We start from the raw sequence: 21414 nt of genomic DNA on the forward strand, positions 1-21414 counted from the left end.
GTGGCCGCGTTGGGGGGGCGGAGTTACAGCATAGGTGCCATGCAGAAGGCAGCGCTTGATCGTTATCAATTACGCAGTTATGCCTGGCGGTGCAATTGAGCCACGTATCGATACAATCGCATTTCGTAATCCTTAGACCAGGGCGCGGCGGAGTACCTTGCCGAGTTGGTCCAAAGGCAAGGTATCGCGGACTTCAACCAAGCTCGGAATCTTGTAGGCGCTCAGGTTGGCGCGGCAATGTGCCCGCACTTCAGCCACAGTGATGCCTATTGAAGACGGGACGACGAATAGTTTCACGGCCTGTCCCGTCCGCTCATCCGGCACGCCGATTGCCGCCGCGGTGGTTATGCCGGGGAGCGCAGACACCACGGCTTCCACTTCGGATGGATACACCTTGAAACCCGACACGATGATCACGTCTTTCTTGCGATCCACGAGCACGAGCATTTGCGTAGCAGTGAAGTAACCAACGTCGCCTGTGCGAAGCCAGCCATCGTGCGAGATGGCCTTGGCCGTCTCGTCAGGGTTCATCCAGTAACCGCGCATGACCTGCGGTCCCCGGACCCACACCTCGCCGATGCTTCCCGCGGCGACCAGGGCGCCGTCGTCATCGCGAATGCTGACTTCAGTTGAAGGCAATGGATATCCCACCGACCCGGAAAATTGCTTTGCATTCGCCGGATTCACACATACCACCGGTGATGCCTCGGTCAGCCCGTACCCTTCGACGATCGGCACTCCCGTTGCTGTCTGCCATCGCGCGGCAACGGACGGCTGAATCGCTGCGCCGCCACCGATGACCAGGCGCAGCCTCGACCAGTCGATAGCGCGGAAATGTGGTGCGTTGTGAAGTACGCGGAACAGCGTGTTTACGCCCAACATGGCGGTGGGCCGAGTGCGGCGCAAGGTTCTTACGAGCCCAGCGATATCGCGCGGATCCGTTACGAGCACATTGTGTCCGCCAAGCTCGACGAACGTCAGCAGACTCGCAGTCAGCGCGAAGATATGAAACAGCGGCAGCGGCGTGATAACGGTCTGAGGCGTAGAACAAAACGCCTCACCCAGCCATGCGCGGATCTGAGCAACGTTGGAGCTCAGGTTACTGTGTGTGAGCATTGCACACTTCGGGGTGCCTGTCGTGCCTCCAGTGAACTGCAACAGCGCCACATCGTCGAGGGAGGCAGAGGGGCGATTTCGCGCTTTGGGGTACTGGCGCGACAAGGCGGCACTGAATGTCCAGTACCTACGCTTTGTTGGGCGAATCGAGTCTCGAACAACGCGCTGCACAAAGTCGATGGCGGCACGCTTTCGCAGCGGAAGCAGATCGCCCACCGCGACGGATACGACTGCTTTCGCCTGATTCTCATCAAGAATATCGTCGAGTTTCCAGGCGAAATTCTCGAGTACCACGATCGCTGAAACTGCCGTCGTAGATAGCTGGATCTGAATCTCACGGGGTGTTGCAAGAGGGTTGACGTTTGCGACGATAAGTCCAGCGTCGAGTACGCCAAAGAAAGCCACTACATAGGGCAAGCCGTTCGGCAAGATGAGCGCCACGCGCTCGGACGGCTGAAGTCTGAATTCGGTGATGAGAAACCCCGAGAAACGGCGCGCATATTGCGCAACGTCCCGATATTCAATCGTATGATTGAATGAACTGAACGCCGGGCGTCTGGCGTAACGCGTGCAGGCCAGTTGGAACATTTCGGGTAATGTCCGGACGCTTGTAGCATCGATAGCTGCGACAGGCGGCTCGGCCCCGTGGCAGTCTATGGTATCTGCGCGTTTCATGGTTCGCGGGGCATGTGCTCGATGTGGCAGGCGCCGACGCAATAACGACTGTGCACCTGAGGCACCGTCTGTGCTTTTCAGGTTCCGCGTTTCCTGGCGCGGTGCGCCCGATGCAACGGGAGTCTTGCACGGATTCCAGAATACGCATCCCGCGCCCGGGTCAATTGAGCGGACAGACCGCTGAGGCTGGCGATCTGCCTGCGAAGGCGTGGATGAATGCAGGCCAGTCCGAGAACGAAGAAGGCTCCCGGCAGTATCAAAAGGCCAACGATTGCTGCGCTTTTCAACATGACTCCTCCAGAAACCGCATTTGTGTCGCCATGGACCTAGCATAGGTTTCATGTGTCCGGATGGATTGACGTGTGTCAAGACCCTCATAAACTCCGGGCTTATGCCCACGCAAAGTGTTCCTCGCATCCAATTCTCGCCGTCGGGCGGAGTCGGTCGTCGGAAGTCTAAATGGCGTGCCAGCGGAGCATTGTGATTGATCTACCAACGCCAAACCATCAGGCTACCGACGCGGCAGCTTTCTAAAGAATCTTCGGAGAAGGGCGGCGCCACCGACGATGACACCGGTCGCGAACAACCCTAGCAAAAACACGTAGCCGATTCGCTTGCGAAACTCGGCGACGCGTTCGTGGAGAACGAAACTTGTGTAAGAGGTTACGTCACTGGCGGCGTTGTGGTCTGTCGCCCGATATAGAAAGTACGAGCGGCAGATATCGTCGTCGGGTGGGGACGCGAAAAGCACGGAGCCCGGCACTATGCGTCCCACTTTTCGGCACTCAGGCGACATCATTTCCGTCACGATTGCGGTGTTGATTGGATGATCGACGATCGCACTCAGCCAGGTTGCGGCGATCGCCAACAACGTGCTTACAGCAATCGCAAAGGCCCATCTGGTTCGTCCACCCCGGCGGCGATTGTTTTCGACTTTCAAGGCGCTGCTCCGTAACTACCCTTCTACGCTTCTTCGCCAGCAAGGAGGACATGAACGTACCGGGTCTGCGCTATGTAGCAGATCGGGTGATCGACCAGGCTCGACCGACGTATGGACCGCGCGTCTACCAGGCATAGTTACAAGCTGGCATCTTCCTCCCAGTTTGATCTGAATCAATAACTCGTGTAACTCGCGTGATAGCTTAAATTCGGCCGATGTAATCCGCGTGGTGATAGCCCCGGATCCAGTCGGGGCCCGTCTCCAAGGTGACGACATGGGCAGGTGGCTTCTTATCGGATGTGCCTTCATTGCATTGATCGCCATCGCGGCGTTTGCGGTGCTGCAGTACGTTATTTGGCAGAACGCGGATTGACACGCTAGCGGTCACTGCGGCAAAAATCGCGGGCTTCAGATATGTTGCGTCTATTCCCCAGTCTGCCTTGCCACGCGCGGGCAGGCGGATGACATCAATATGGCCGGGAAGATTGCCGGCCAGTTCACTTTCTGTGTAAATAAAATAAAGCGCTACCATCCGCTCTGAATCGAGGACGCGGATCACGTGCAGAGCTTTTGAAGATCGGGTCTTGCGACTCTTCAAACACTGCCGCCTGTTTTGGCACCTGCCTCGTTACGCTTACTTTCCCAACCTGATGACAGGAAGCATCGGCCTGGGATATCGATCCCGTTTGGGGATTACCGAACTGGTTATCTTCGTGGGTCCTTGAAAGGTAGCAGGTTACGCCCTTCAGGAGGGGATCATCATATGCCGATATTTCTACTTCGCCGCCATACCGTTGCGAATGAGTTGAAATTCTGGCAAGTTCATCGCCGTGCGCTGCCAGGCTCGCGCATATCGCTACCGCTATCGGCAGAGTGCGTTGCAGCACAAGATATCGTTGCATGACGTTCTCCTCAACACGGTTGGGTGCCGACGTCAAACCCGAACTTCTTTCACAGACATCTAGAACGACACTACGTCGCGCCATCCATTGGAGCTTGACGCACGTCAAACGATGATTCGTCCCGGGCGCCATGCTGGTGTGGTGAACAATTTTTTACCAGGTCGGAGCCGCCGTGCGGGTATGCGTGACAAGTGCCACACGCTCGAGAAGCCGGGCCGGGAGGTAACCATGTCTATTTTTCGTGCGAGAGTATTTTCAACGTCACTTCTCGTTGGGGCAATACTGTGTGCCAGCGTGTCGGCGCAGCCGCTGCCGGCGCCAGCAGTGCAAAACGGGATCCGATATGTAACAGGCGGCATCGGAGAAGATGAAGTCAAGGCCTTCCATTCAGTCGCACCCAAATACAACCTGCGGGTCACGCTGTCGGCGAAGTCTGGTCATTACCTCTCCGATGTCGACGTGAGGATCTACGCTGGAACCCGATCTCTTCTGGTTGTAAGGACGGCAGGCCCATTCCTCTTCGCACATTTGCCTGCAGGCCAGTACCAGATCTGTGCGCGTGACAGACACGTAACAAAAACAAGGAAGGTCGTGGTTCCGGCGCGAGGCGGCATCGATGTTCATTTTTCCTGGGAGGATCCAGACAGGCACGACGTCATGCAGTTATGTACCGGGTGCCGCACACCTTGATCATCATGCGTGGCGTTGCCGGGCAGACATTTCGCGGAGCTTTGCACGGAGTTACACAGTAACTCCGTGTCCGGTGGATCTGCGTCGGTTCCGCCAGCCTGAGTTCACTGACAAGGGGAAGCACTGACGCAAATCAAACGGTGACGCGCGAGGAGCAGTGTTGCAATTCTAGACCTTGAGTGGATCACGGAAGTGGTGACCAGTTGCCCGCCCTGACAGACCTTGCTGCTTTAATGTTGAGCGAATAATGGAGACCGTCTTTTCCGTCAATGCAGTCAGCAAGGTCTACCCGATGGGGAGCGTAAGCGTGCACGCGCTCAACGACGTGACTCTGGAACTGGAAGCTGGAGAGTTTGTGGTTCTGCTGGGCGCGTCGGGCAGCGGCAAATCCACGTTGTTGAACCTGATGGGCGGACTCGATACGCCGACGGCCGGCACTATCAATTACCGCGACCATCGCCTCGACTCTGTGCCCGACCGGGACCTTACCCGATTCCGTCGCGAACACGTCGGCTTCGTGTTCCAGTTCTATAACCTCATACCGGGTCTCACCGCACGTGAAAACGTGGCGCTCGTGACGGAGATTGCAGCTCAGCCGCTTGATCCCGACGTCGCCCTGGATATGGTCAGCATCGGCACACTTGCCGATCATTTTCCTTCCCAGATGTCGGGCGGTGAACAGCAGCGGGTCGCGATCGCCCGTGCAATAGCGAAACGCCCAGATGTCCTGTTGTGCGACGAGCCAACGGGCGCGCTGGATTTCCAGACGGGGCGGGTCGTGCTCGAAGTACTCGAACGCGTCAACCGTGAGTTCGGAACCTTGACAATTGTCGTTACGCACAACGCTGTCATCGCTGACATGGCGAATCGGGTCGTGCGCATGAGCAGCGGCACAATCGTCGAAGATCGTCGAAACGCGAGGCGTTCGCGAGCCCGGGATCTGTCATGGTAAGTGCCCTGACACGTCTTCTATGGCGGGACCTCTGGCACATGCGGGCGCAAGCATGTGCTGCAGTGCTGATCGTGGCTTGCGGCGTGGCCACATTCGTCGCCATGCGCACGACGTATTTGAGTCTGCTGACGGCGCAGCAGGACTATTACGTGTCTTACCGCTTCGCCGAGCTGTTCGTAACGCTCAAGCGCGCCCCAATCGCAGTCGCATCGCGTATCGCGTCGCTGCCCGGTGTCGCTCGCGTCGATCCGCGCGTCGTGTCTGATGTCACGCTCGACGTGCCCGGTCTCGATGAGCCAGCGACCGGGCATCTCGTCTCGATTCCCGAGTTTTCCTGGCCGGTGCTCAACCTGCTGCATCTGCGAAGTGGCCGATATGTGTCGCCGGGTCGGGACGATGAGGTGCTGATGAGTGCTGCTTTCGCGGAAGCAAACAATCTTGATGTGGGGCAGCACGTCGGGGCTGTATTGAACGGTCGCTGGAAAGAGCTCAAGATCGTCGGTATCGCGCTTTCGCCAGAGTATGTCTATGAAGCAGGAGCCGGGTCCATTTTTCCGGACAATCGGCACTACGGCGTCATCTGGATGGGGCGTGACGCCGCGTCGGCTGCATTCAACATGGATGGGGCGTTCAACGACCTGGCAATCGCACTCGACAACAGCAGCCGGGTATCGGACGTGATCGCCCGGGTCGACCGCGAACTGGCACGCTATGGCGGGCTCGGTGCAATCACGCGTGAAGATCAGTTATCGCATCGCTTCATCTCGGACGAAATCGCACAGAACCGCACCACATCTACGTATGTGCCTGCGATCTTTTTCTGCGTGGCCATGTTTCTGTTACAGAGTTTGCTCAGCAGGCTGATCGATACCCAACGCACACAGATCGGTTTGATGAAGGCATTCGGATACGGAAACGCGCGGGTCGCACTGCACTATCTCCATATGGCCTCGCTGATCGCGGCGGTGGGAACCGCGATCGGCGTGGCAGCCGGGCTCGGGCTCGGATCCTATCTCACGGACATGTACGCGAGATACTATCGCTTTGCCCGTCTCGAGTACCAGGCTGACGGATCAGTCATGATCTCTGTCATTGCCGTAAGTTTCGTCACCGCAGCTGCGGGCACGGCGGCAAGCGTGGCGAAGGCTGGGAGATTGATGCCCGTCGAAGCACTACGACCCGTATTGCCACCCGCATTCGCCGCAGGCTGGGCGGAGCGGACCGGAATGTTCCGGCACCTCAGCGTGACCGGGCGAATGGTTGTGCGCAATATCGCGCGGCAGCCCGTCAAATCTGCGCTTTCCTGTCTTGCGATTGCCAGTGCGAGCGCGATCCTCGTGATAGGGGGATTCTTTTTCGATGCTATCGATTATCTCTTCGATGTGCAGTTTCAACGCGTTGAACGTCAGGACGTGACCATCACTTTTGCACAGCCACTGTCGCATCGGGCATTGTTCGCGCTCGAAAGCTTGCCCGGCGTGTTGACGGTCGAGCCGTTTCGCGATGTGCCGGTCAGACTCTCCTATGGATACCGCTCTCGCCGGATCAACCTCAGCGGAATCTCGACGACGGCAGCTATGCATCGCCTTGTCGATGAACAGGGGCGGCCGTTGCGCGTGCCCCCGGACGGGATGCTGATCTCGTCACAACTCGCGGACGCGCTGGGACTGCGCGCAGGTGACAGGATCACGGTGGAGTTACTCGAGGGCAAGCGCCAGACGCGACAGGTGATGGTGACGGGTAAGGTCGGAGAGCTGGTCGGCATTCGGGCGTACATGGATCAGCATTCCCTTGCGCGGCTGCTTGACGAGAGCGGCAACTGGTCAGGGGCGTGGCTGCAGACTGACGCGCGCGCGCTGGAGCCCCTGTACGGCACGCTCAAGCGTATGCCGGCCGTCAATACGGTGGCCGTCCGGCAAACGGTAATAGACAGTTTCCGCAAGATCATGGACGAAAGCGTGCGTCTTTCGACCACAATCAATTTTGTGTTCGCCTGCATCATCGCCTTCGGGGTTGCTTTCAACGGGATGCGTATCGCCTATTCGGAACGCGCACAGCAACTGGCATCGTTGCGCGTACTTGGCTTCACTCGCGCAGAAGTCGCCCGGATCCTCCTTGGCGAACAATTCGTGCTCGCTACGGCATCAGCGCCTATCGGCCTGTTGCTCGGATATGGCATCTGCGCGTTGCTGGTCCGAGGCCTGGCCACCGATCTGTACCGTCTGCCGCTTGTCATCGAAGCTCCGACGTTCGCGTACGCGCTACTCGTCACCGCCGGCTCGGTGGCTTGCTCCGGATTGGTCGTGGCGTGGAAGATCAGGCGCCTCGATATCGTCGCGGTCCTCAAGGCGCGCGAATCATGAAGCGCAACCGGATTCGGTCGGCCTCACTGATCGCTGTCGCGACGCTTGCAGCTGCCGCGGTCTTGGCGGGCGCGTTCTGGCCGAAACCGGTCGTTGTCGATACGGCACAGGTGAGCCGGGGAGCGCTTCGCGTCACGATCGACGAGGACGGGGAAATCCGGGCACATGACCGCTATGTCGTCACGGCGCCGATTACCGGCCGCCTGCTGCGCGTCACCATGCGCGAAGGCGATCATGTGCGTGCGGGACAGGTGATCGCGGTGCTGGTGCCCGTCCCTATGACGCCCGGTGAAAGTGCGGAGCAGCGTGCCCATGTGGAGTCGGCGGAAGCCGCTTATGGGGAGGCTCAGGCGCACGTCGATCATGTTCGTGCCGATCTCGAGCAGGCGCACAGGGAGTATCAGAGAGGCAAGGCATTGATCGAATATGGCGGCATCTCGAAGCAGGGGCTGGAACAACTCCGCGTCGCCGAAGCATCGGGCATGAGCGATCTCGATGCGGCCCGCGCGCGTGCGACATCTGCGGCAGCAGAAGTGCGAGCCGCGAAGGCGAATCTGAGAGCACTGGAAGCCGGACAGCCCGTGGAAGTCCGCGCTCCTGTCGATGCCGTGCTCCTGCGGGTTGACGAACGGAACGAACGGGTCGTGTCGGCCGGCGCTGCCGTGATGGTGCTCGCTGATCCATCGCGCTATGAAGTCGTCGTTGATGTGCTCTCAACGGACGCCGTCAAGATCAGTCCCGGGATGCGCATGTCAGTCGAGGACTGGGGCGGAGCTGTGCCAATCGATGCGAAAGTGCGGGTGGTCGAGCCGGGCGCTTTTACCAAGGTTTCGGCGCTGGGGGTTGAAGAGCAGCGGGTGCATGTCATCGCGGACCTGTCGGGTCCCCCGGGCCGGCTGAACGACGGGTATCGGGTTCAGGGCAGGATTGTGGTCTGGGAACGATCTGACGTGATAAAACTTCCCATCGGCGCGCTATTCCGTTGTGGGGAGCAATGGTGCGTTTTCACCGTCGAGCGCAAGCGAGCTATACAGCATGTTGTGCAAATCGGACAGCGCAATTCCGAAGAAGCGGAGATGCTCGACGGTCCTGACGGCAATCAGATCGTGATCGTATATCCACCCGGCACTCTGACAAATAATGCCCGAGTTCTGCCACGCTAGAAAAGTCTTACGTGCTGCATGCTCCCTGCGGCTCGAGTGTTGTGTGGGCGGGTCGGTTCGATTATCCGCGCAATCAGTTTCAAGCTCGTCACATCGACGTTCAATGTTTCGCGGTGAACCTGCAGTCTGATCTTCCCGGAAATATCGATTCGACGCAGGCCGGGTACCGCACGGATGCATTCATACCTTATGCTGAAAGCAGCGATTTCAAATCGGCTCCAGCTTTTTTATTTGAAACTCGAACCCCTTGTGATCTTTCCGCCATGCCACGTCCGTTTCACTCAGTCGAGCTTGTCCTGCTGGCCGTCTCGGCCGGAAGCCTCGTAACGGGCATCGTGCTTGCCGCGCTCGGACACGCCGCTCTCGCGCAGGTGCTGTGGGCCGTTGGAACCTTGCCTGTCCTGCTGGCGCTGCTGGTGTCGACCGTCAAGACGCTGCGACGGCATGAAGCGGGCGTCGATGTGCTCGCGCTTCTTGCCATCGGTTTCGCACTGGGCCTCAGCGAGTTTCTCACCGCCGCCGTGATCTCGCTGATGCTGGCGAGCGGACGGGCGCTCGAAGCGTACGCACAGGCGCGGGCACACCGCGAAATGACTGCCTTACTAAGTCGCGCTCCGCGTCACGCCAACCGCTTTGAGGGCGGTGAGTGGCGCCGTGTCGAACTGGATGCGGTACATCCCGGCGATCGTCTGCTGGTCCGAAGCGGTGATCTCGTTCCTGTCGATGGCTCGTTAATCGGCCACGCTCAATTGGATGAGTCCACGCTCACCGGGGAGTCCATCATCCAGCAACGCTCACCCGGCGAACCGGTCAATAGCGGCGTCGTAAGTGTCGGCGCGGCATTCGAGATGGTCGCTGCCGCGAGCGCGGCAGACAGTACGTTCGCCGGGATCGTGCGAATGGTGCAGTCAGCGCAGCGCGAGCGCAGTCCAGCAAGCCGTCTTGCCGATCGCTACGCGTTGTGGTTCGTGTTTGCCGCCCTTGCACTTGCCGCGGGTAGCTGGATGATCTCCGGAGAAATCAACAGGGCGCTTGCGGTGCTTGTCGTTGCAACCCCGTGCCCACTGATTCTTGCGGTTCCTGTGGCCATTGTTTCCGGCATGTCGCGTTGCGCGAAGCGCGGCGTGCTCGTCAAAGGTGGGGCTGCATTGGAAAGGCTCGCGCAAGCGAGCGTGCTGTTCTTCGACAAAACAGGAACGCTGACGGGAGGGCACGCGCGCCTCGTCGCAATTGAAGCCGCTACCGGCACGTCTCCCGGGACGGTCCTGCGCCTTGCTGCATCTCTTGGCCAGGCATCTGCGCACGTCATATCCGAAGCGGTGACTGCGGCTGCACGCGAGCGCAATCTCGTCTTGTCACTACCCAGCCGGGTCGAGGAGCAGCCGGGTGCCGGGGTAAAGGGCGAAGTAGATGGCCATTTCGTCGCGATCGGCTCTTATGTCTTTGTGGCGTCGCTCGCGACGCCAGCATCCTGGAGCGAAGTTTTCCTTCAACGCCTGACGTACGAAGGCGCTTCCGCCGTATTCGTCGGGGTGGACGGCAGCATGGTCGGGGCTCTGCAGATGGCTGATCAGATCCGGCTTGAAACCCCACGCGCGCTGCGGCTGCTCAGGCACGAGGGCATCAAACGGCTTGTCATGCTCACGGGCGACAGACGCGATGTGGCCGAAACGGTGGGGGCAATGCTGGGCGTCACGGAGGTGCGATCCGAGCTGTCTCCGGCGGACAAGCTTGCAGCGATCCAGACGGCACGCCGTGAAGGGCCAGTCGTCATGGTTGGCGATGGCATCAACGACGCGCCCGCGCTTGCAGCTGCGGACGTCGGCGTTGCGATGGGCGCACGAGGCGCGGCGGCGTCCTCCGAGGCGGCGGACGTGGTGCTGCTGGTCGACCGGCTGGACCGGCTTGTCGAGGGGTTTCGGGTGGCGAAACACACGCGGCGAATTGCCGTCCAGAGCGTGATGGCGGGCATTGCACTGTCGGTGGCGGCAATGATCGTCGCCGCGTTCGGGTTTCTGCCGCCCCTGCCGGGCGCGTTGCTTCAGGAGATCATTGATGTGGCCGTCATCGCGAACGCGCTACGCGCGTTGCGGATCCGTTCGACGGCAATGGTGGGCGGCCTTGCCCGTGATGACGAAGATCGCTTGAAGACCGAGCATGTTGAACTTGGCCCAGTAATCGAGCAGATCAGGGAACTCGCGGACAAACTGCCCGGTTTGCCGGGACCATCCGTGGCGGGTGCCCTCGCCAGCATGAACGATTTGCTCGCACACAAGCTCGTTCCGCATGAACAGCACGACGACCTGGAAGTCTATCCGGGCCTTGCAGCCCTTCTCGGCGGAGAAGACCCGATGGCGGCGATGAGCGCCATGCACCGAGAAATCTTCCGGATCTCCCGTTTACTTCGGCAGATGACGGACACAGTGCCAGCCGCGGGACTCGATCCCGATAGCATCCGCGAAATCCAGCGCCTGCTGTATGGACTCGATGCGATCGTACGCCTGCATTGTGCCCAGGAAGAGGAACTGTTCCATACGCTCGGGGAAGGAGCGTAAAGACCGATTTCCTGTATGTGTGCGCTGGTATCGTTGTGGGCAGCGAAATACATCAGGGTCGATTACCCGGCATCCTGACCGCGAATATAGGAATTCCGTCTGAGTTCAACGGCACTGGCGCGGCAGTGCCGGCTTAGTCCCACGATAATTGAAATCACAATTGGTTTATGTGCGCTGCGGCTCAGGCGTCCTGTGTGCCGACGAGCAGTAGTGGGGATTGCGTAAGATGTGCGACTCTCCCCGCAACGCTACCAAACAGCCAACGTGATATACCACGCCTGCCATGCGTGCCCATCACAATCAATTGCGCGTGACAGTTGCTGGCTTCGCGAACGATGGTATGGGCCACATCGTCGCTGGTACGACGCGTCTTCACAAGTGCGGTACTCGACCGTATCGACACATGCGAAAGAACCGGCTCCGCGGCCGCGAGTGCATGCTTGCCTTCATCGAAGAATGCGTCCTCCAGTGCGTCGATGGGAACGAAGTCGCTCAGCCGTACCGCGCGATCGATCACATAGATGGCTCGCAAAGAAGCGTCGGGTGCCGCAAACCGCACACCAAAGCGCAGCGCGGTTGCCGCATGTGGACTTCCGTCGACCGCGAACAGGATGCGCTCCGGCAAGTGTTCGTTCTCGACGTTATAGCCTTCGGGTACTACAAGCAGCGGGCAGTGCAGAAGTTTTGACAACGCCTCGGAGACGGTCCCCTCAATCCAGCGCGTCAGCCCATGGTGGTGGCGCGCGCCTACGACGATCAGTTCGGCTTGCCATGCATTGGCTGCATTCACCAACGCTTGAACAACGACCCCGCCGCGCTTCGAGAGGTCAACCACTTCCGTCTCGATGCGTACGTCACATGACGCCAGTGAAGCTTGGGCCTGTTCGAGCGCCGCGGCCGCATCCTTCAGCAGTTCTTCGCGCACTGAATCCAGCGTGTGGCCGACATGCCGACCGCTCGGAAAGAGTGTATGCGGATTCTCGGCCACGCTCACGAGCCGGACTTCGCCACCGTGCGGGAGGAGGTGACTCGCGTAACGGAGCGCATTGCGCGATGCTTTCGATGAATCAACAGCAATGAGTACTCGGCGTGGCAATGCCGGATTGATGTCGTCGGGTCCAATCGAATTCATGGTTTACCCAGTAAGCTTATCGACCGCCATCTGTCAAGCCGGACGCCGCTGCCGCAGCTCGCTCAAGCCGACATAGCGGGGACACATACCAACTTCAGAAGCGATGGTCGTAGTTCAACCGGATCTTCGTGGGCTTCGGCTGATCCTTCTGCGTAACAATCAGATCAACGTGGTAAATGCCACTCCACGGCATCTCGAAGTCGTTGTCATATGTGACGGCGCTGCCCACCTTGACGGCATCCAGGCGCCTCTCGACTGGCTTCGTGTGAAAGTGCGTATCGTGGGCCCGGGGGCCTTTGACGCTGGCAAGTACAGTGGCGTCGCTCACGCGTCTGCCCGTGGCCGCCTCAAAGATTGCAACGGTCAGATGGTACTGGTTGGGACTCGGAGCGGTGATGTTGCTCGCCGCGTTCGATCCGGATTCTCGCAGCTTGCTGGACGGAATCACGCCGTAGTGAACGGTGAGACCGTGTGCAGTGACACTGTGGGAAAGATCGTCTGCGTAAGCAACAGCGCATACGCCAAGAAGAAGCGTCGTAAAGATTGCGTTGATCAGCTGGAGCCGCATGCGCATGTGAACCTCCCACCTGATTGATCAGGCAGACTGTGGATACCCGTGATTCTGGCCTGCTCATTGATATCGTCGCGCCTTGCGGTTTGGGTGGCTTGATTCAGATCAATCATTGCGGGCATACCAGCTCACCTCGACTTCGAGTCCGCCGAGATGTGAGCGACGCACGTCGACGCTTGCCGCGTGAAGGTCGACAATTCGCTGGACGATCGACCAGCCAAGACCACTACCGCTTTCGCTGGTACCCGGAACCCGGAAGAAGCGCTCACCCAGCCGCGAGCGATCCGCATCGGCGAGTCCTGGACCGCTGTCTCCAACCGACAGGGATGCGTTGGCGCCATCTGTCGTCGTTCTGATCAGCACGGATGCCCCAGGCGGGCTGTAACGGATGGCATTGTCCACGAGATTTCGCACCAGGGCCGCGAGCAGCATGTCGTCGCCTGCGACGTGGCAGGGTCTTTCGCCTTCGAATTCCAGTGACAACTGCTTCGCGATCGCCGTTGGCGCCAGTTCTGCGACGACACGCTGTGCAAGCGCACTCAGGTCCACCTTCGTGAGTGCGAGGGTTGCCCCGGACTCGAGTCTTGAAAGCACCAGCAGCTGGTTCACGAGACGCGTCGCGCGATCACACCCTTCGAGAGTGGCGCGTAACGCGTGCTGACGAAGGGCGTCATCCGTTTCGGCCAGCGCAACTTGAGCCTGCGTCCGAATCGCCGCAATAGGCGTGCGCAATTCATGTGCGGCGTCCGCAGTGAACCGGCGTTCTGCTTCCCATACCGTCTGGATACGCTCGAAGAGCTGATTGAGCGCGTCGAGCACCGGGGACAGCTCGGCAGGGGGTTGGGGCATCACGACGGGAGCAAGATCATCCGGGCCACGCTGGGCAATGCTTCGGCCCAGTTTCTTGAGCGGCGTCACCCCTTGCCGCACGGCCCACCAGGTCGCAAGTCCAAGAAGGGGCAAGGCGGCGGCCATAGGCCATAAGGTACCGCGCAATACCGCTAGCAGTATCGCGGTGCGCGAATCGATACGCTCGCCGACGTAGACGTGTGTATCCTCGCCTGTACCTCGCACGGAAAACACGCGCCACGCGTTCCCGTCTATCTGCACGGTCGCGAAACCCTGTTCGAACTCGCCTTTGGCGGGAATCATGGGCTCAGTCGGTGCATTGGCCGAGCGCACGACTGGCTGCCCTTCGTGAAAGATCTGGAAGGCAACCTTGGGTGCATACGGATGAGGTACCCGTGTATCGATCTCGTCATCGTCGTCAATCGATTGCGTCTGCTGCACGATCAGCAGAGCCGCTGCCTGCGCGAGGTGACTGTCGAGCAGTTCGTCGAGCTCGCTGCGGGCGTCACGCCAGATAAGAAGCGCGGTAATCAGCCATACGCCTATCACGCCGCCGATGACCAGCACCAGCAGACGACCCTGCAATGAGCGAGGCAGAATCATCACGTAGCGCAACCCTCTCGCATCAGTACGTACCCGACGCCGCGAACTGTTCTGATCAGCTCGCTGCCGAGCTTGGCGCGCAGGCGATGGACGTGCACCTCAACTGCGTTGCTCTCCACTTCCTGACCCCAGCCGTACATGGCCTGTTCCAGCTGTTCGCGCGACATCACGCGGCCCGCATTCAGCATGAGCACGTACAGGAGGTCAAACTCGCGCGTGGAGACGGTGACGGGATCTCCATTCCGGTAGACAAGCCGTGCCGCCGGTTCAAGTGTGATGTTTTGCACTTCCAGTTTTTCCTGCGGCTGACCGTGTGCGCGGCGCACGAGCGCCCGCAGGCGAGCGGCAAGCTCCAGAAGGTCAATGGGTTTGACGACGTAATCGTCGGCACCGATGTCGAGTCCACGGACGCGATCGGGGACCGTGTCGCGTGCGGTCAGCACCAGTACGGGCATGGTCACGCCCGCGCGACGGGCCGACGACAGCACGTCGATACCATCCTTGAGCGGCAGTCCGAGATCGAGCACTGCTGCAGCATAGGACTGGGTACGCAGTTCCGCTTCGGCCGCCTGGCCGTCGCGAACCCAGTCGACCTGAAAGCCCGCCTGCCGAAGGCCCGCGCGAATGCCATCGCCAAGCAACGGATCGTCTTCGACGAGCAGGATACGCATGATGTTCTTGACCTTTGAGGGGCATCAATCGGCATCATCGCGGTCGGTCTGGTGTGAAGTCGCTGCGTTGCTACCGGGCGCTATTGGCGCAGGTGCGACTTGCCACTGCCACCACCAGAACGCAAGCACACCCGCCAACATGATCGCCGCGACGCTTTTCCATGCGCGCCTGATGCCTTCGTCGGGGTGTCCTGTCTTGTATCCGCTCAGCATCGCGCCGACCAGATTCTCCCGATGAAGCCGGCTGCTCACAATCACCCCGGCCACATGTACAGCAACCAGCGCAAGCATGAGGCTGGCCAAAACCTCGTGCACTTCACCGAGCCAGTTTCCTCCGACATCGTTATAGGTCGCCCAACCCGTCATGGTCAATGCGCATGCCAAAGCCAGCATGGTGACGATGACGACCGCGCCGGCCGGATTGTGTCCGACATGCCGTTGCGGGTGGCCAAGCAATATCCCCAGGAGATACTTCCACACGGAGGTCGGACCGCAAACGAAGCTGGAAAAACGGGCGTATTTCGTTCCGACCAGCCCCCATGCCATTCGAAATATCACGAGACCACCTGCCGTATAGCCTAGCGCGACATGCACCAGCCGCCAATGCTCGCTTTCCGCGGTCAGCCATGCGCCGGCAAAGCAGGCCGCGAACAGCCAGTGGAATAGCCGTACGGGCGCATCCCAGACCAGAATGCGACGTTGTGTCGTGTCGCCGGCACTGCTGTTATTGCGGTATGCGGATGAAGTGTTCATTGAAATTTCCTTGATCGGCGCGGGTATGGCACGCCGCGCAATTTGACGCGCTCTTGATCATGGGCCGCTTCCATACGGCGGCAGGCACTTCTGCATGCTCTTGGCGGAACCAGTGAGAGCGGGTAATGCGATCTTCGGGCGGAGCGGCGTGCGCGGCCGCGTCTGCTTCCGAATTTGCGGCGAGCCACGTCGAAATCTGCCGGACGGAGTCTGCGTCGAGTGACGCATCGGTGCCGAAATGGTGCTGCAGGTTGTCCAGAATGCGCTGCCATGACGCGGCAGGCAGCATGCCCGGCGGATAGGCAAGATGGCAGGTTGCGCACTCCTGCCGATACCTGGGCAGCACATTGACCTGACTAAACGTCCCTTCAGATTCCGCGGCAGCGATCGGGACCGTCAGGGCGGCCACTAGCGCGACGACACAAACTTCGACACAACGGGGCACAAGGTGAAAAAGCATAGGAAGCGCTCCGGCGGAGAGAAACTTCGATAGTGGGAAAGGCGCCTACGGCTTCAGCGTCAAAAGCCACGCAAGCAGATCCGCCTTCTCGGCTGCGCTGCACTCACGTCCCACGACGTCGTTGCAATTGCGACGGAACCATTTCTCGGTCTTGGAGGCGTCCGTAAAGCGCTCGGGGTTGAACGCTGGGGCCAGTGGCGCGATCGACTTGCCTGTGGCGGCATGCCTGCCCGTCTGCGTGGGCACTGCGCCGTGGCACGAAGCGCACTGCCACTCATGGCCATGTGACGCATTGAAGAACTGTTGCCCACGCGACGGGTCCGGTTCCGCATTGCCCGACTGGGTACGGTAAGAGCCGAGGAGATCCGATGGCGTGGCAGCATTGGCTGTCGACATTGAAGTCATGGCAAGGACCAGCAGAAGTGACCCATACAAACCCGGCAGCGAGAGAGGCGATTTGCTCACGAGAGTCTCCGGTAGATACAGATTATCCTGGGCGAACTTCCTTACCGGAGTCTTAACGCTTCAATCTCGCCGTTTGCTCACGATGCGTTTGCTGTAACAGCGCATCCGCTCCGGATTAAGCTTTCCGAAGGCCGTCAGCAGCTCGCGCATAACGGCCCAAGCCGCTCCTCCTCCCACCTTTATACGGCAGTGCAGACTGTGATCGCAGCGCGTCGATCCTTTGATGCGGGTCAAGGGGTGGGTCCGATCGGCGGGTAATGTTAAATGCGGCTTCAATCCCGCTTGCCGCCACCGCGGAGACTTCCATGAAAAAGCTTCTGTTCCCTGTCGCAATCTGCATTGTGTTGAGTTCGCCGATGCTCCATGCGGCGTCAAAGGACGCAACTGCCGCACAAAGCACGTCAAAGGCCCAGAGCACGGACACGGCGGCATTCGACAAGAACCTGGCTCAATTCCAGGAGCAGATGAAGACGATGCAGGCGCAGATGAACCAGATCCGACAGACGCAGGATCCGAAGGAACGCCAGAAGCTTCTGCAGCAACACTGGGCGACGATGCAAGGTGCGATGACCACGATGCACGGGATGTGGGGCCCCGGCATGATGGGGCACGGAATGATGGGGCAGGGGATGATGGGCGGCGGCTGGGGCCACATGGGAGGGTACTACTCCAGACTCAGTCCCGAGCAACTGCGGCAGCGTCAGTATATGACCGACCAATACCTGCAGATGCAACAGGAAATGATGAACAACATGATGTGGCAACAGCAATATTTAACGCAGCCTCCCGCCTCGCCGCAGTGAAGTGCGCGACGGGCGGTGATCGGATTATCTGCAGGACTGGCAACTACCGCCGGTTAGCGCGGTTGTTCCCGGACTCCGCAGATCAAAAGGTTTGATTCGATCTTCATGTCCATCCTCCCGACCAAAGCCGCTTGAGCGCAGAATCGATCGCCTGGCTGCCGGACACCAATGTGGCGGTGGCGAGGGTTGAAGTCGGCTACGGCTTCCCGTCAATTGCGGACAGGTATGGCGCCATCTTCTCGATCTTGTCGGAAGGAAATGGTGCAGCATAGACCATCCGCATCTTGTTCCCCTCGGTCTGCCACGCTTCGAACGACAAGGGCGGTTGTCGCAACACCACTCCAAGAGAGTGACAGATGATGAAGTGGGCATTGCCTGCAAGCGCGATGATGCTCCTGTTCCATACTCGAATGGGTATTCCTGCCTCCTTCGCTTCGATGCATCCACGTTCGATGGGCCGACAGGTCAAGCCTATGCGGTGCGGGGACGTCTGTTTTGGTACACATCAACGCAGGCGCTGCGCGTTGCGTTGATGGAAAGGCGACCCGGAACTGGGACTTCCTCAATAAAAACCGTTGGCCCGTGGGCCGTGCGAATTGAGGTGCCTCAGCCAACGTGTGGCCGATTCGAGTGATGCCGCCAAGGGGAGTCCGGGAGTCCGTGAGCTTATGATCGGGAAACTCAAACGGACATGGCGACCTTGGCGACCATGCCGACGGCAATGAGTCCAGCGACGAGCGCGAAGCCCTGTTGCAGCCTGTTAGCGCTCATCCGGCTGGCGACGAGCCGCCCGGCCAGCATGCCGCCTAATGCGCCCGCAGCGAACGGCGCGCCCACTGGCCAGTTCATGTGACCTGAAATCGCCGTCGAGATGACGCCAGACGCGGACACAAGCGTGATGACAGCGAGCGATGTCGCCATGATTGTCGGCACCGGCGCATTGGTCGCTTTCCTCAGCGCAGGGACAATGACGAAACCTCCGCCCACGCCGAGCAGGCCGGACAGGAAACCCGCGCCGATACCCGCGAAGGCGAGTGCGCGCGTGCAGGCGGACGTCCATACGAAGCGGCCTGTGCCGCTATTGAGCTGGCATGGTTGTAAAGCCGCACCGCTGCGAACTTCGTGAGGCGTGCCGGTGGTAGCCTGTCGGAACATCCGGAGCGCGACGTACGCCAGCACGCCGGCAAAGACGAGTGTGAGCGGTCCGTTCGGCAGCCGATGGGCAAGCCACAGGCCGACGGGCGAAAACGCCGTACCGGTTACGGCCATCAGCGCCGCGGCGCGGTACCGGACGATGCGGGCCTGCAGCCCCATCAATGCGCCGAGCGCGGCGGAGACGCCTACAGCCAACAGCGCGATGGGCGCGGCCTCGGCAATGTTCAGATGCAGCACAAACAGCAGCAAGGGCACTGCGAGGATGGCTCCGCCTGCACCCGTGAGCGCGAGGATGAGGCCGACGACAAGACCGAGTGCGGCGCTGCTGGCAATCACGTGTTCCATCGAACAACCTTTGTCTGTTCAACTGCGAGTCTTTCGCGGATAGTGCAGATTGCCGCTCACGCGTGCTGCGTTGCGGCTTTCGCCCGCTCGATCAGTTCGAAAACGGCCATGCCGGCAACCATTGCCGCCACGAAACCGACAGCCTTGGGATAGCCCGCGCCCAGCGCGACAAGCGCGGGACCCGGGCAGAAACCGGCGAGACCCCAGCCGATACCGAAGGCGGCGCTACCAAGTACCAGCCTCGGCGTGATGGCCGTGCTGACGGGAAGTTGCATCGGCAATCCAAGGAATGACCTGTCATGGCGTCTGGCTGCGAAAAATGCAAGCGAACCGACCGCGATGGCGCCAGCCATTACAAAGGCGAGCGACGGGTCCCACCGGCCAGTCAGATCGAGGAAACTCAACACCTTCGCCGGGTTTGCCATGCCAGAGACCATCAGGCCAACCCCGAAAAGCAGGCCAGCGAGCAATGCTGTAACGGGTGCGATAAGCGTTGTTTTGACGTCCGCCATATCAGCCTCCGAGCAGGTGACGTTGTACAAAGACAGTCAGAAACCCGGTAGCCATGAAGGTTGCGGTAGCGACGAGCGAGCGCACAGATCCCCGGGAGAGACCACAAACGCCGTGGCCGCTAGTGCAGCCGCCGGCATAGCGGGTGCCGATACCGACCAGAAACCCGGCTGCAAGGATCGCGCCCCAGCTCGCCTCGATTTCCGCCTGCGCAGACTTGCCCAACAGTCCCGCGATGACGGGCGCGCCTACGAGCCCCGCCAGAAACGCGAGACGCCAGTTGACGTCATCGCGCGGCCAGTTCAGCAGGCCGCCGAATATGCCGCTGATTCCTGCGATGCGTCCGTTGAACAGCATCAGCACGGCAGCCGCGGCTCCGATCACAAGCCCGCCTGTTAGCGAGAAGCCCGGTGTGAAATTTCCTGGGTCGATCAGCATGATGCGCCTCCTTACTGCTTCGGGCAGAACTGTTCATAAAGTACGGCCATCACGGCAAGCGCCTGCGGACTCGCCACCGAATAGAAGATGTTCTTGCCTTCCCTGCGAGTAGCGACCAGGTCGTTTTCCCGCAATACGCCCAGTTGCTGCGACAGCGTGGGCTGACGGATACCGAGTTGCTCCTCGAGTTCGCCGACGGACAACTCGCCTTGCGAAAGCTGGCACATCAGCAGAAGGCGATCGGGATTGGCGAGCACCTTGAGCAGGACGCATGCATCTGCTGCGCCGGCCTGCATGGTGGCGAGATCGATGGTGAGACGAGGTTTTTTCATAAGTGATGTTCAATCTATGTCAACATAGTATATTGAAAAATAGATTGTATATGAATAGAATGATTTCATTCCCGGAGATAGCCATGCACCCGACCATTCATCCTTTCTTTGACCGCGCCACCTGGACTGTGACCTACGTGGTGTTTGCGGGGGACCATGCCGGATGCGCCATCATCGACCCGGTGCTGGACTACGATCCCAAGGCTGGGCGGACGTCGACAGACAGTGCCGACAAGGTGATCGCTTTCGTGCGTGAGCATGCGCTGCACGTCGAATGGATCCTGGAAACGCACGCCCACGCCGACCATCTTTCCGCTGCCGCATATCTCAAGCGGGAACTGGGTGGTCGCATCGCGATTGGCCAGCACATCCGGCGCGTGCAGGGGGTATTCAAGTCGCTATTTAACCTCGAGCCGGCTTTCCGTCTGGACGGCTCGCAATTCGACCACCTTTTCGAGGACGGCGAGACGTTTGCCATTGGAGAGTTGACGGGCAGGGCGATGCATGTGCCAGGGCACACGCCGGCCGACATGGCGTACCAGATCGGGGACGCCGTGTTTGTCGGCGACACGCTTTTCATGCCCGACGTCGGCACCGCGCGGTGCGACTTTCCAGGCGGTGATGCGCATGAACTGTATCGCTCGATCCGCAAGCTGCTGGCCCTGCCGGCCGACATGCGGCTATTCATGTGCCATGACTACCCGCCCGAGGGACGCGGGCCTGCATGGGAAACGACGGTCCGCGCACAGCGGGAACGCAACATCCACGTGCACGACGGTGTAAGCGAAGAGCAGTTCGTCGCCATGCGCCAGGCACGCGATGCGACCCTCGCGATGCCGACGCTGATCCTGCCCGCGGTGCAAGTCAATGTTCGCGCGGGTGAGTTTCCGCCACCAGAGGCGAACGGAGTGCGGTACCTCAAGATCCCTCTGAATGCTGTCTGACGCACCACAGATCGTGCGCGTCCGTCA

22 protein-coding genes are annotated in these 21414 nt (G+C 60.1%); 7 read left to right on the top strand and 15 right to left on the bottom strand.

The annotated features are described in order from the left end of the window. Positions 1 to 132 precede the first annotated feature (132 nt). The 4 genes from KFO72_RS03045 to KFO72_RS03055 form a co-directional block, all read right to left on the bottom strand. Complete coding sequence (locus KFO72_RS03045; RefSeq protein ID WP_225031356.1) at positions 133 to 1704, bottom strand: AMP-binding protein; 1572 nt, start codon at positions 1702 to 1704, stop codon at positions 133 to 135. Positions 1705 to 2302: 598 nt separating this feature from the next. Continuing rightward, entirely contained in the window at positions 2303 to 2731 is a 429-nt protein-coding gene (locus tag KFO72_RS03050) for a hypothetical protein (RefSeq protein ID WP_063803396.1), read from the bottom strand. Between the two features lie 202 nt (positions 2732 to 2933). Beyond that, entirely contained in the window at positions 2934 to 3329 is a 396-nt protein-coding gene (locus KFO72_RS42215; RefSeq protein ID WP_318248422.1) for a hypothetical protein, read from the bottom strand. Beyond that, positions 3229 to 3765: a CreA family protein gene (locus KFO72_RS03055; RefSeq protein WP_318248421.1), complete on the bottom strand. Its 537-nt coding sequence runs from the start codon at positions 3763 to 3765 to the stop codon at positions 3229 to 3231. The genes KFO72_RS42215 and KFO72_RS03055 overlap by 101 nt, the downstream gene beginning before the upstream one ends. A 96-nt stretch (positions 3766 to 3861) precedes the next feature. Between KFO72_RS03055 and KFO72_RS03060 the strand changes: the two genes are divergently transcribed. The 5 genes from KFO72_RS03060 (at position 3862) to KFO72_RS03080 (ending at position 11356) form a co-directional block, all read left to right on the top strand. Continuing rightward, on the top strand, positions 3862 to 4323 hold the full coding sequence (locus KFO72_RS03060; protein WP_225031357.1) for a carboxypeptidase regulatory-like domain-containing protein: 462 nt from the start codon (positions 3862 to 3864) through the stop codon (positions 4321 to 4323). A gap of 247 nt (positions 4324 to 4570) precedes the next feature. Then, positions 4571 to 5275, top strand: a complete 705-nt coding sequence (locus tag KFO72_RS03065) for an ABC transporter ATP-binding protein (protein ID WP_062917987.1) — start codon at positions 4571 to 4573, stop codon at positions 5273 to 5275. A gap of 62 nt (positions 5276 to 5337) precedes the next feature. Beyond that, entirely contained in the window at positions 5338 to 7638 is a 2301-nt protein-coding gene (locus KFO72_RS03070; protein WP_224102469.1) for an ABC transporter permease, read from the top strand. After that, positions 7635 to 8801: an efflux RND transporter periplasmic adaptor subunit gene (locus KFO72_RS03075; RefSeq protein ID WP_060608128.1), complete on the top strand. Its 1167-nt coding sequence runs from the start codon at positions 7635 to 7637 to the stop codon at positions 8799 to 8801. Before KFO72_RS03070 ends, KFO72_RS03075 begins: the two co-directional genes overlap by 4 nt. A 263-nt stretch (positions 8802 to 9064) precedes the next feature. Then, positions 9065 to 11356, top strand: a complete 2292-nt coding sequence (locus KFO72_RS03080) for a heavy metal translocating P-type ATPase (protein WP_225031367.1) — start codon at positions 9065 to 9067, stop codon at positions 11354 to 11356. Between the two features lie 181 nt (positions 11357 to 11537). Here the strand turns inward: KFO72_RS03080 and KFO72_RS03085 are convergent, their stop codons facing one another. From KFO72_RS03085 to KFO72_RS03115, 7 genes are all read right to left on the bottom strand, one after another. Next, the gene (locus tag KFO72_RS03085) at positions 11538 to 12488 is read right to left on the bottom strand and encodes a universal stress protein (protein WP_062917989.1); all 951 of its coding nucleotides are present in this window, start codon (positions 12486 to 12488) and stop codon (positions 11538 to 11540) included. Between the two features lie 94 nt (positions 12489 to 12582). Continuing rightward, positions 12583 to 13062 carry a hypothetical protein gene (locus KFO72_RS03090; RefSeq protein WP_060608137.1) on the bottom strand — a complete coding sequence of 160 codons (480 nt, stop codon included), beginning with the start codon at positions 13060 to 13062 and terminating at the stop codon, positions 12583 to 12585. 102 nt (positions 13063 to 13164) lie between these two features. Next, complete coding sequence (locus tag KFO72_RS03095; RefSeq protein WP_225031368.1) at positions 13165 to 14511, bottom strand: ATP-binding protein; 1347 nt, start codon at positions 14509 to 14511, stop codon at positions 13165 to 13167. Beyond that, complete coding sequence (locus KFO72_RS03100) at positions 14511 to 15182, bottom strand: response regulator (RefSeq protein WP_054932205.1); 672 nt, start codon at positions 15180 to 15182, stop codon at positions 14511 to 14513. Before KFO72_RS03100 ends, KFO72_RS03095 begins: the two co-directional genes overlap by 1 nt. A gap of 24 nt (positions 15183 to 15206) precedes the next feature. After that, positions 15207 to 15935, bottom strand: coding sequence for a cytochrome b/b6 domain-containing protein (locus tag KFO72_RS03105; RefSeq protein ID WP_224102472.1), 729 nt, complete (start codon positions 15933 to 15935; stop codon positions 15207 to 15209). After that, positions 15907 to 16395: a diheme cytochrome c gene (locus KFO72_RS03110; protein ID WP_225031358.1), complete on the bottom strand. Its 489-nt coding sequence runs from the start codon at positions 16393 to 16395 to the stop codon at positions 15907 to 15909. The genes KFO72_RS03105 and KFO72_RS03110 overlap by 29 nt, the downstream gene beginning before the upstream one ends. Positions 16396 to 16440: 45 nt before the next feature. Then, positions 16441 to 16800, bottom strand: a complete 360-nt coding sequence (locus KFO72_RS03115) for a DUF1924 domain-containing protein (RefSeq protein ID WP_224102481.1) — start codon at positions 16798 to 16800, stop codon at positions 16441 to 16443. Positions 16801 to 17165: 365 nt separating this feature from the next. On the opposite strand from KFO72_RS03115, the gene KFO72_RS03120 reads away from it, so the two are divergent. After that, entirely contained in the window at positions 17166 to 17663 is a 498-nt protein-coding gene (locus KFO72_RS03120) for a hypothetical protein (protein ID WP_060610426.1), read from the top strand. A 681-nt stretch (positions 17664 to 18344) separates the two neighbouring features. Here KFO72_RS03120 and KFO72_RS03125 read toward each other — a convergent pair. Genes KFO72_RS03125 through KFO72_RS03140 form a run of 4 tightly spaced genes read right to left on the bottom strand, consistent with a single transcriptional unit; the run spans position 18345 to position 20443 of the window. After that, the gene (locus KFO72_RS03125; RefSeq protein WP_054932209.1) at positions 18345 to 19163 is read right to left on the bottom strand and encodes a sulfite exporter TauE/SafE family protein; all 819 of its coding nucleotides are present in this window, start codon (positions 19161 to 19163) and stop codon (positions 18345 to 18347) included. 56 nt (positions 19164 to 19219) lie between these two features. Next, the gene (locus KFO72_RS03130; protein WP_054932210.1) at positions 19220 to 19675 is read right to left on the bottom strand and encodes a YeeE/YedE family protein; all 456 of its coding nucleotides are present in this window, start codon (positions 19673 to 19675) and stop codon (positions 19220 to 19222) included. 1 nt (position 19676) lies between these two features. Next, complete coding sequence (locus KFO72_RS03135; RefSeq protein ID WP_225031359.1) at positions 19677 to 20111, bottom strand: YeeE/YedE family protein; 435 nt, start codon at positions 20109 to 20111, stop codon at positions 19677 to 19679. An 11-nt stretch (positions 20112 to 20122) separates the two neighbouring features. Continuing rightward, on the bottom strand, positions 20123 to 20443 hold the full coding sequence (locus KFO72_RS03140; protein ID WP_054932212.1) for an ArsR/SmtB family transcription factor: 321 nt from the start codon (positions 20441 to 20443) through the stop codon (positions 20123 to 20125). A gap of 83 nt (positions 20444 to 20526) precedes the next feature. Here KFO72_RS03140 and KFO72_RS03145 point away from each other — a divergent pair, with 83 nt between their 5' ends. Next, positions 20527 to 21387, top strand: a complete 861-nt coding sequence (locus KFO72_RS03145) for an MBL fold metallo-hydrolase (RefSeq protein ID WP_054932213.1) — start codon at positions 20527 to 20529, stop codon at positions 21385 to 21387. The last annotated feature ends 27 nt before the right edge of the window (positions 21388 to 21414 follow it).

Origin of the sequence: Paraburkholderia sp. XV (genome assembly GCF_020177535.1) — a bacterium.
Classification (GTDB): domain Bacteria; phylum Pseudomonadota; class Gammaproteobacteria; order Burkholderiales; family Burkholderiaceae; genus Paraburkholderia; species Paraburkholderia caribensis.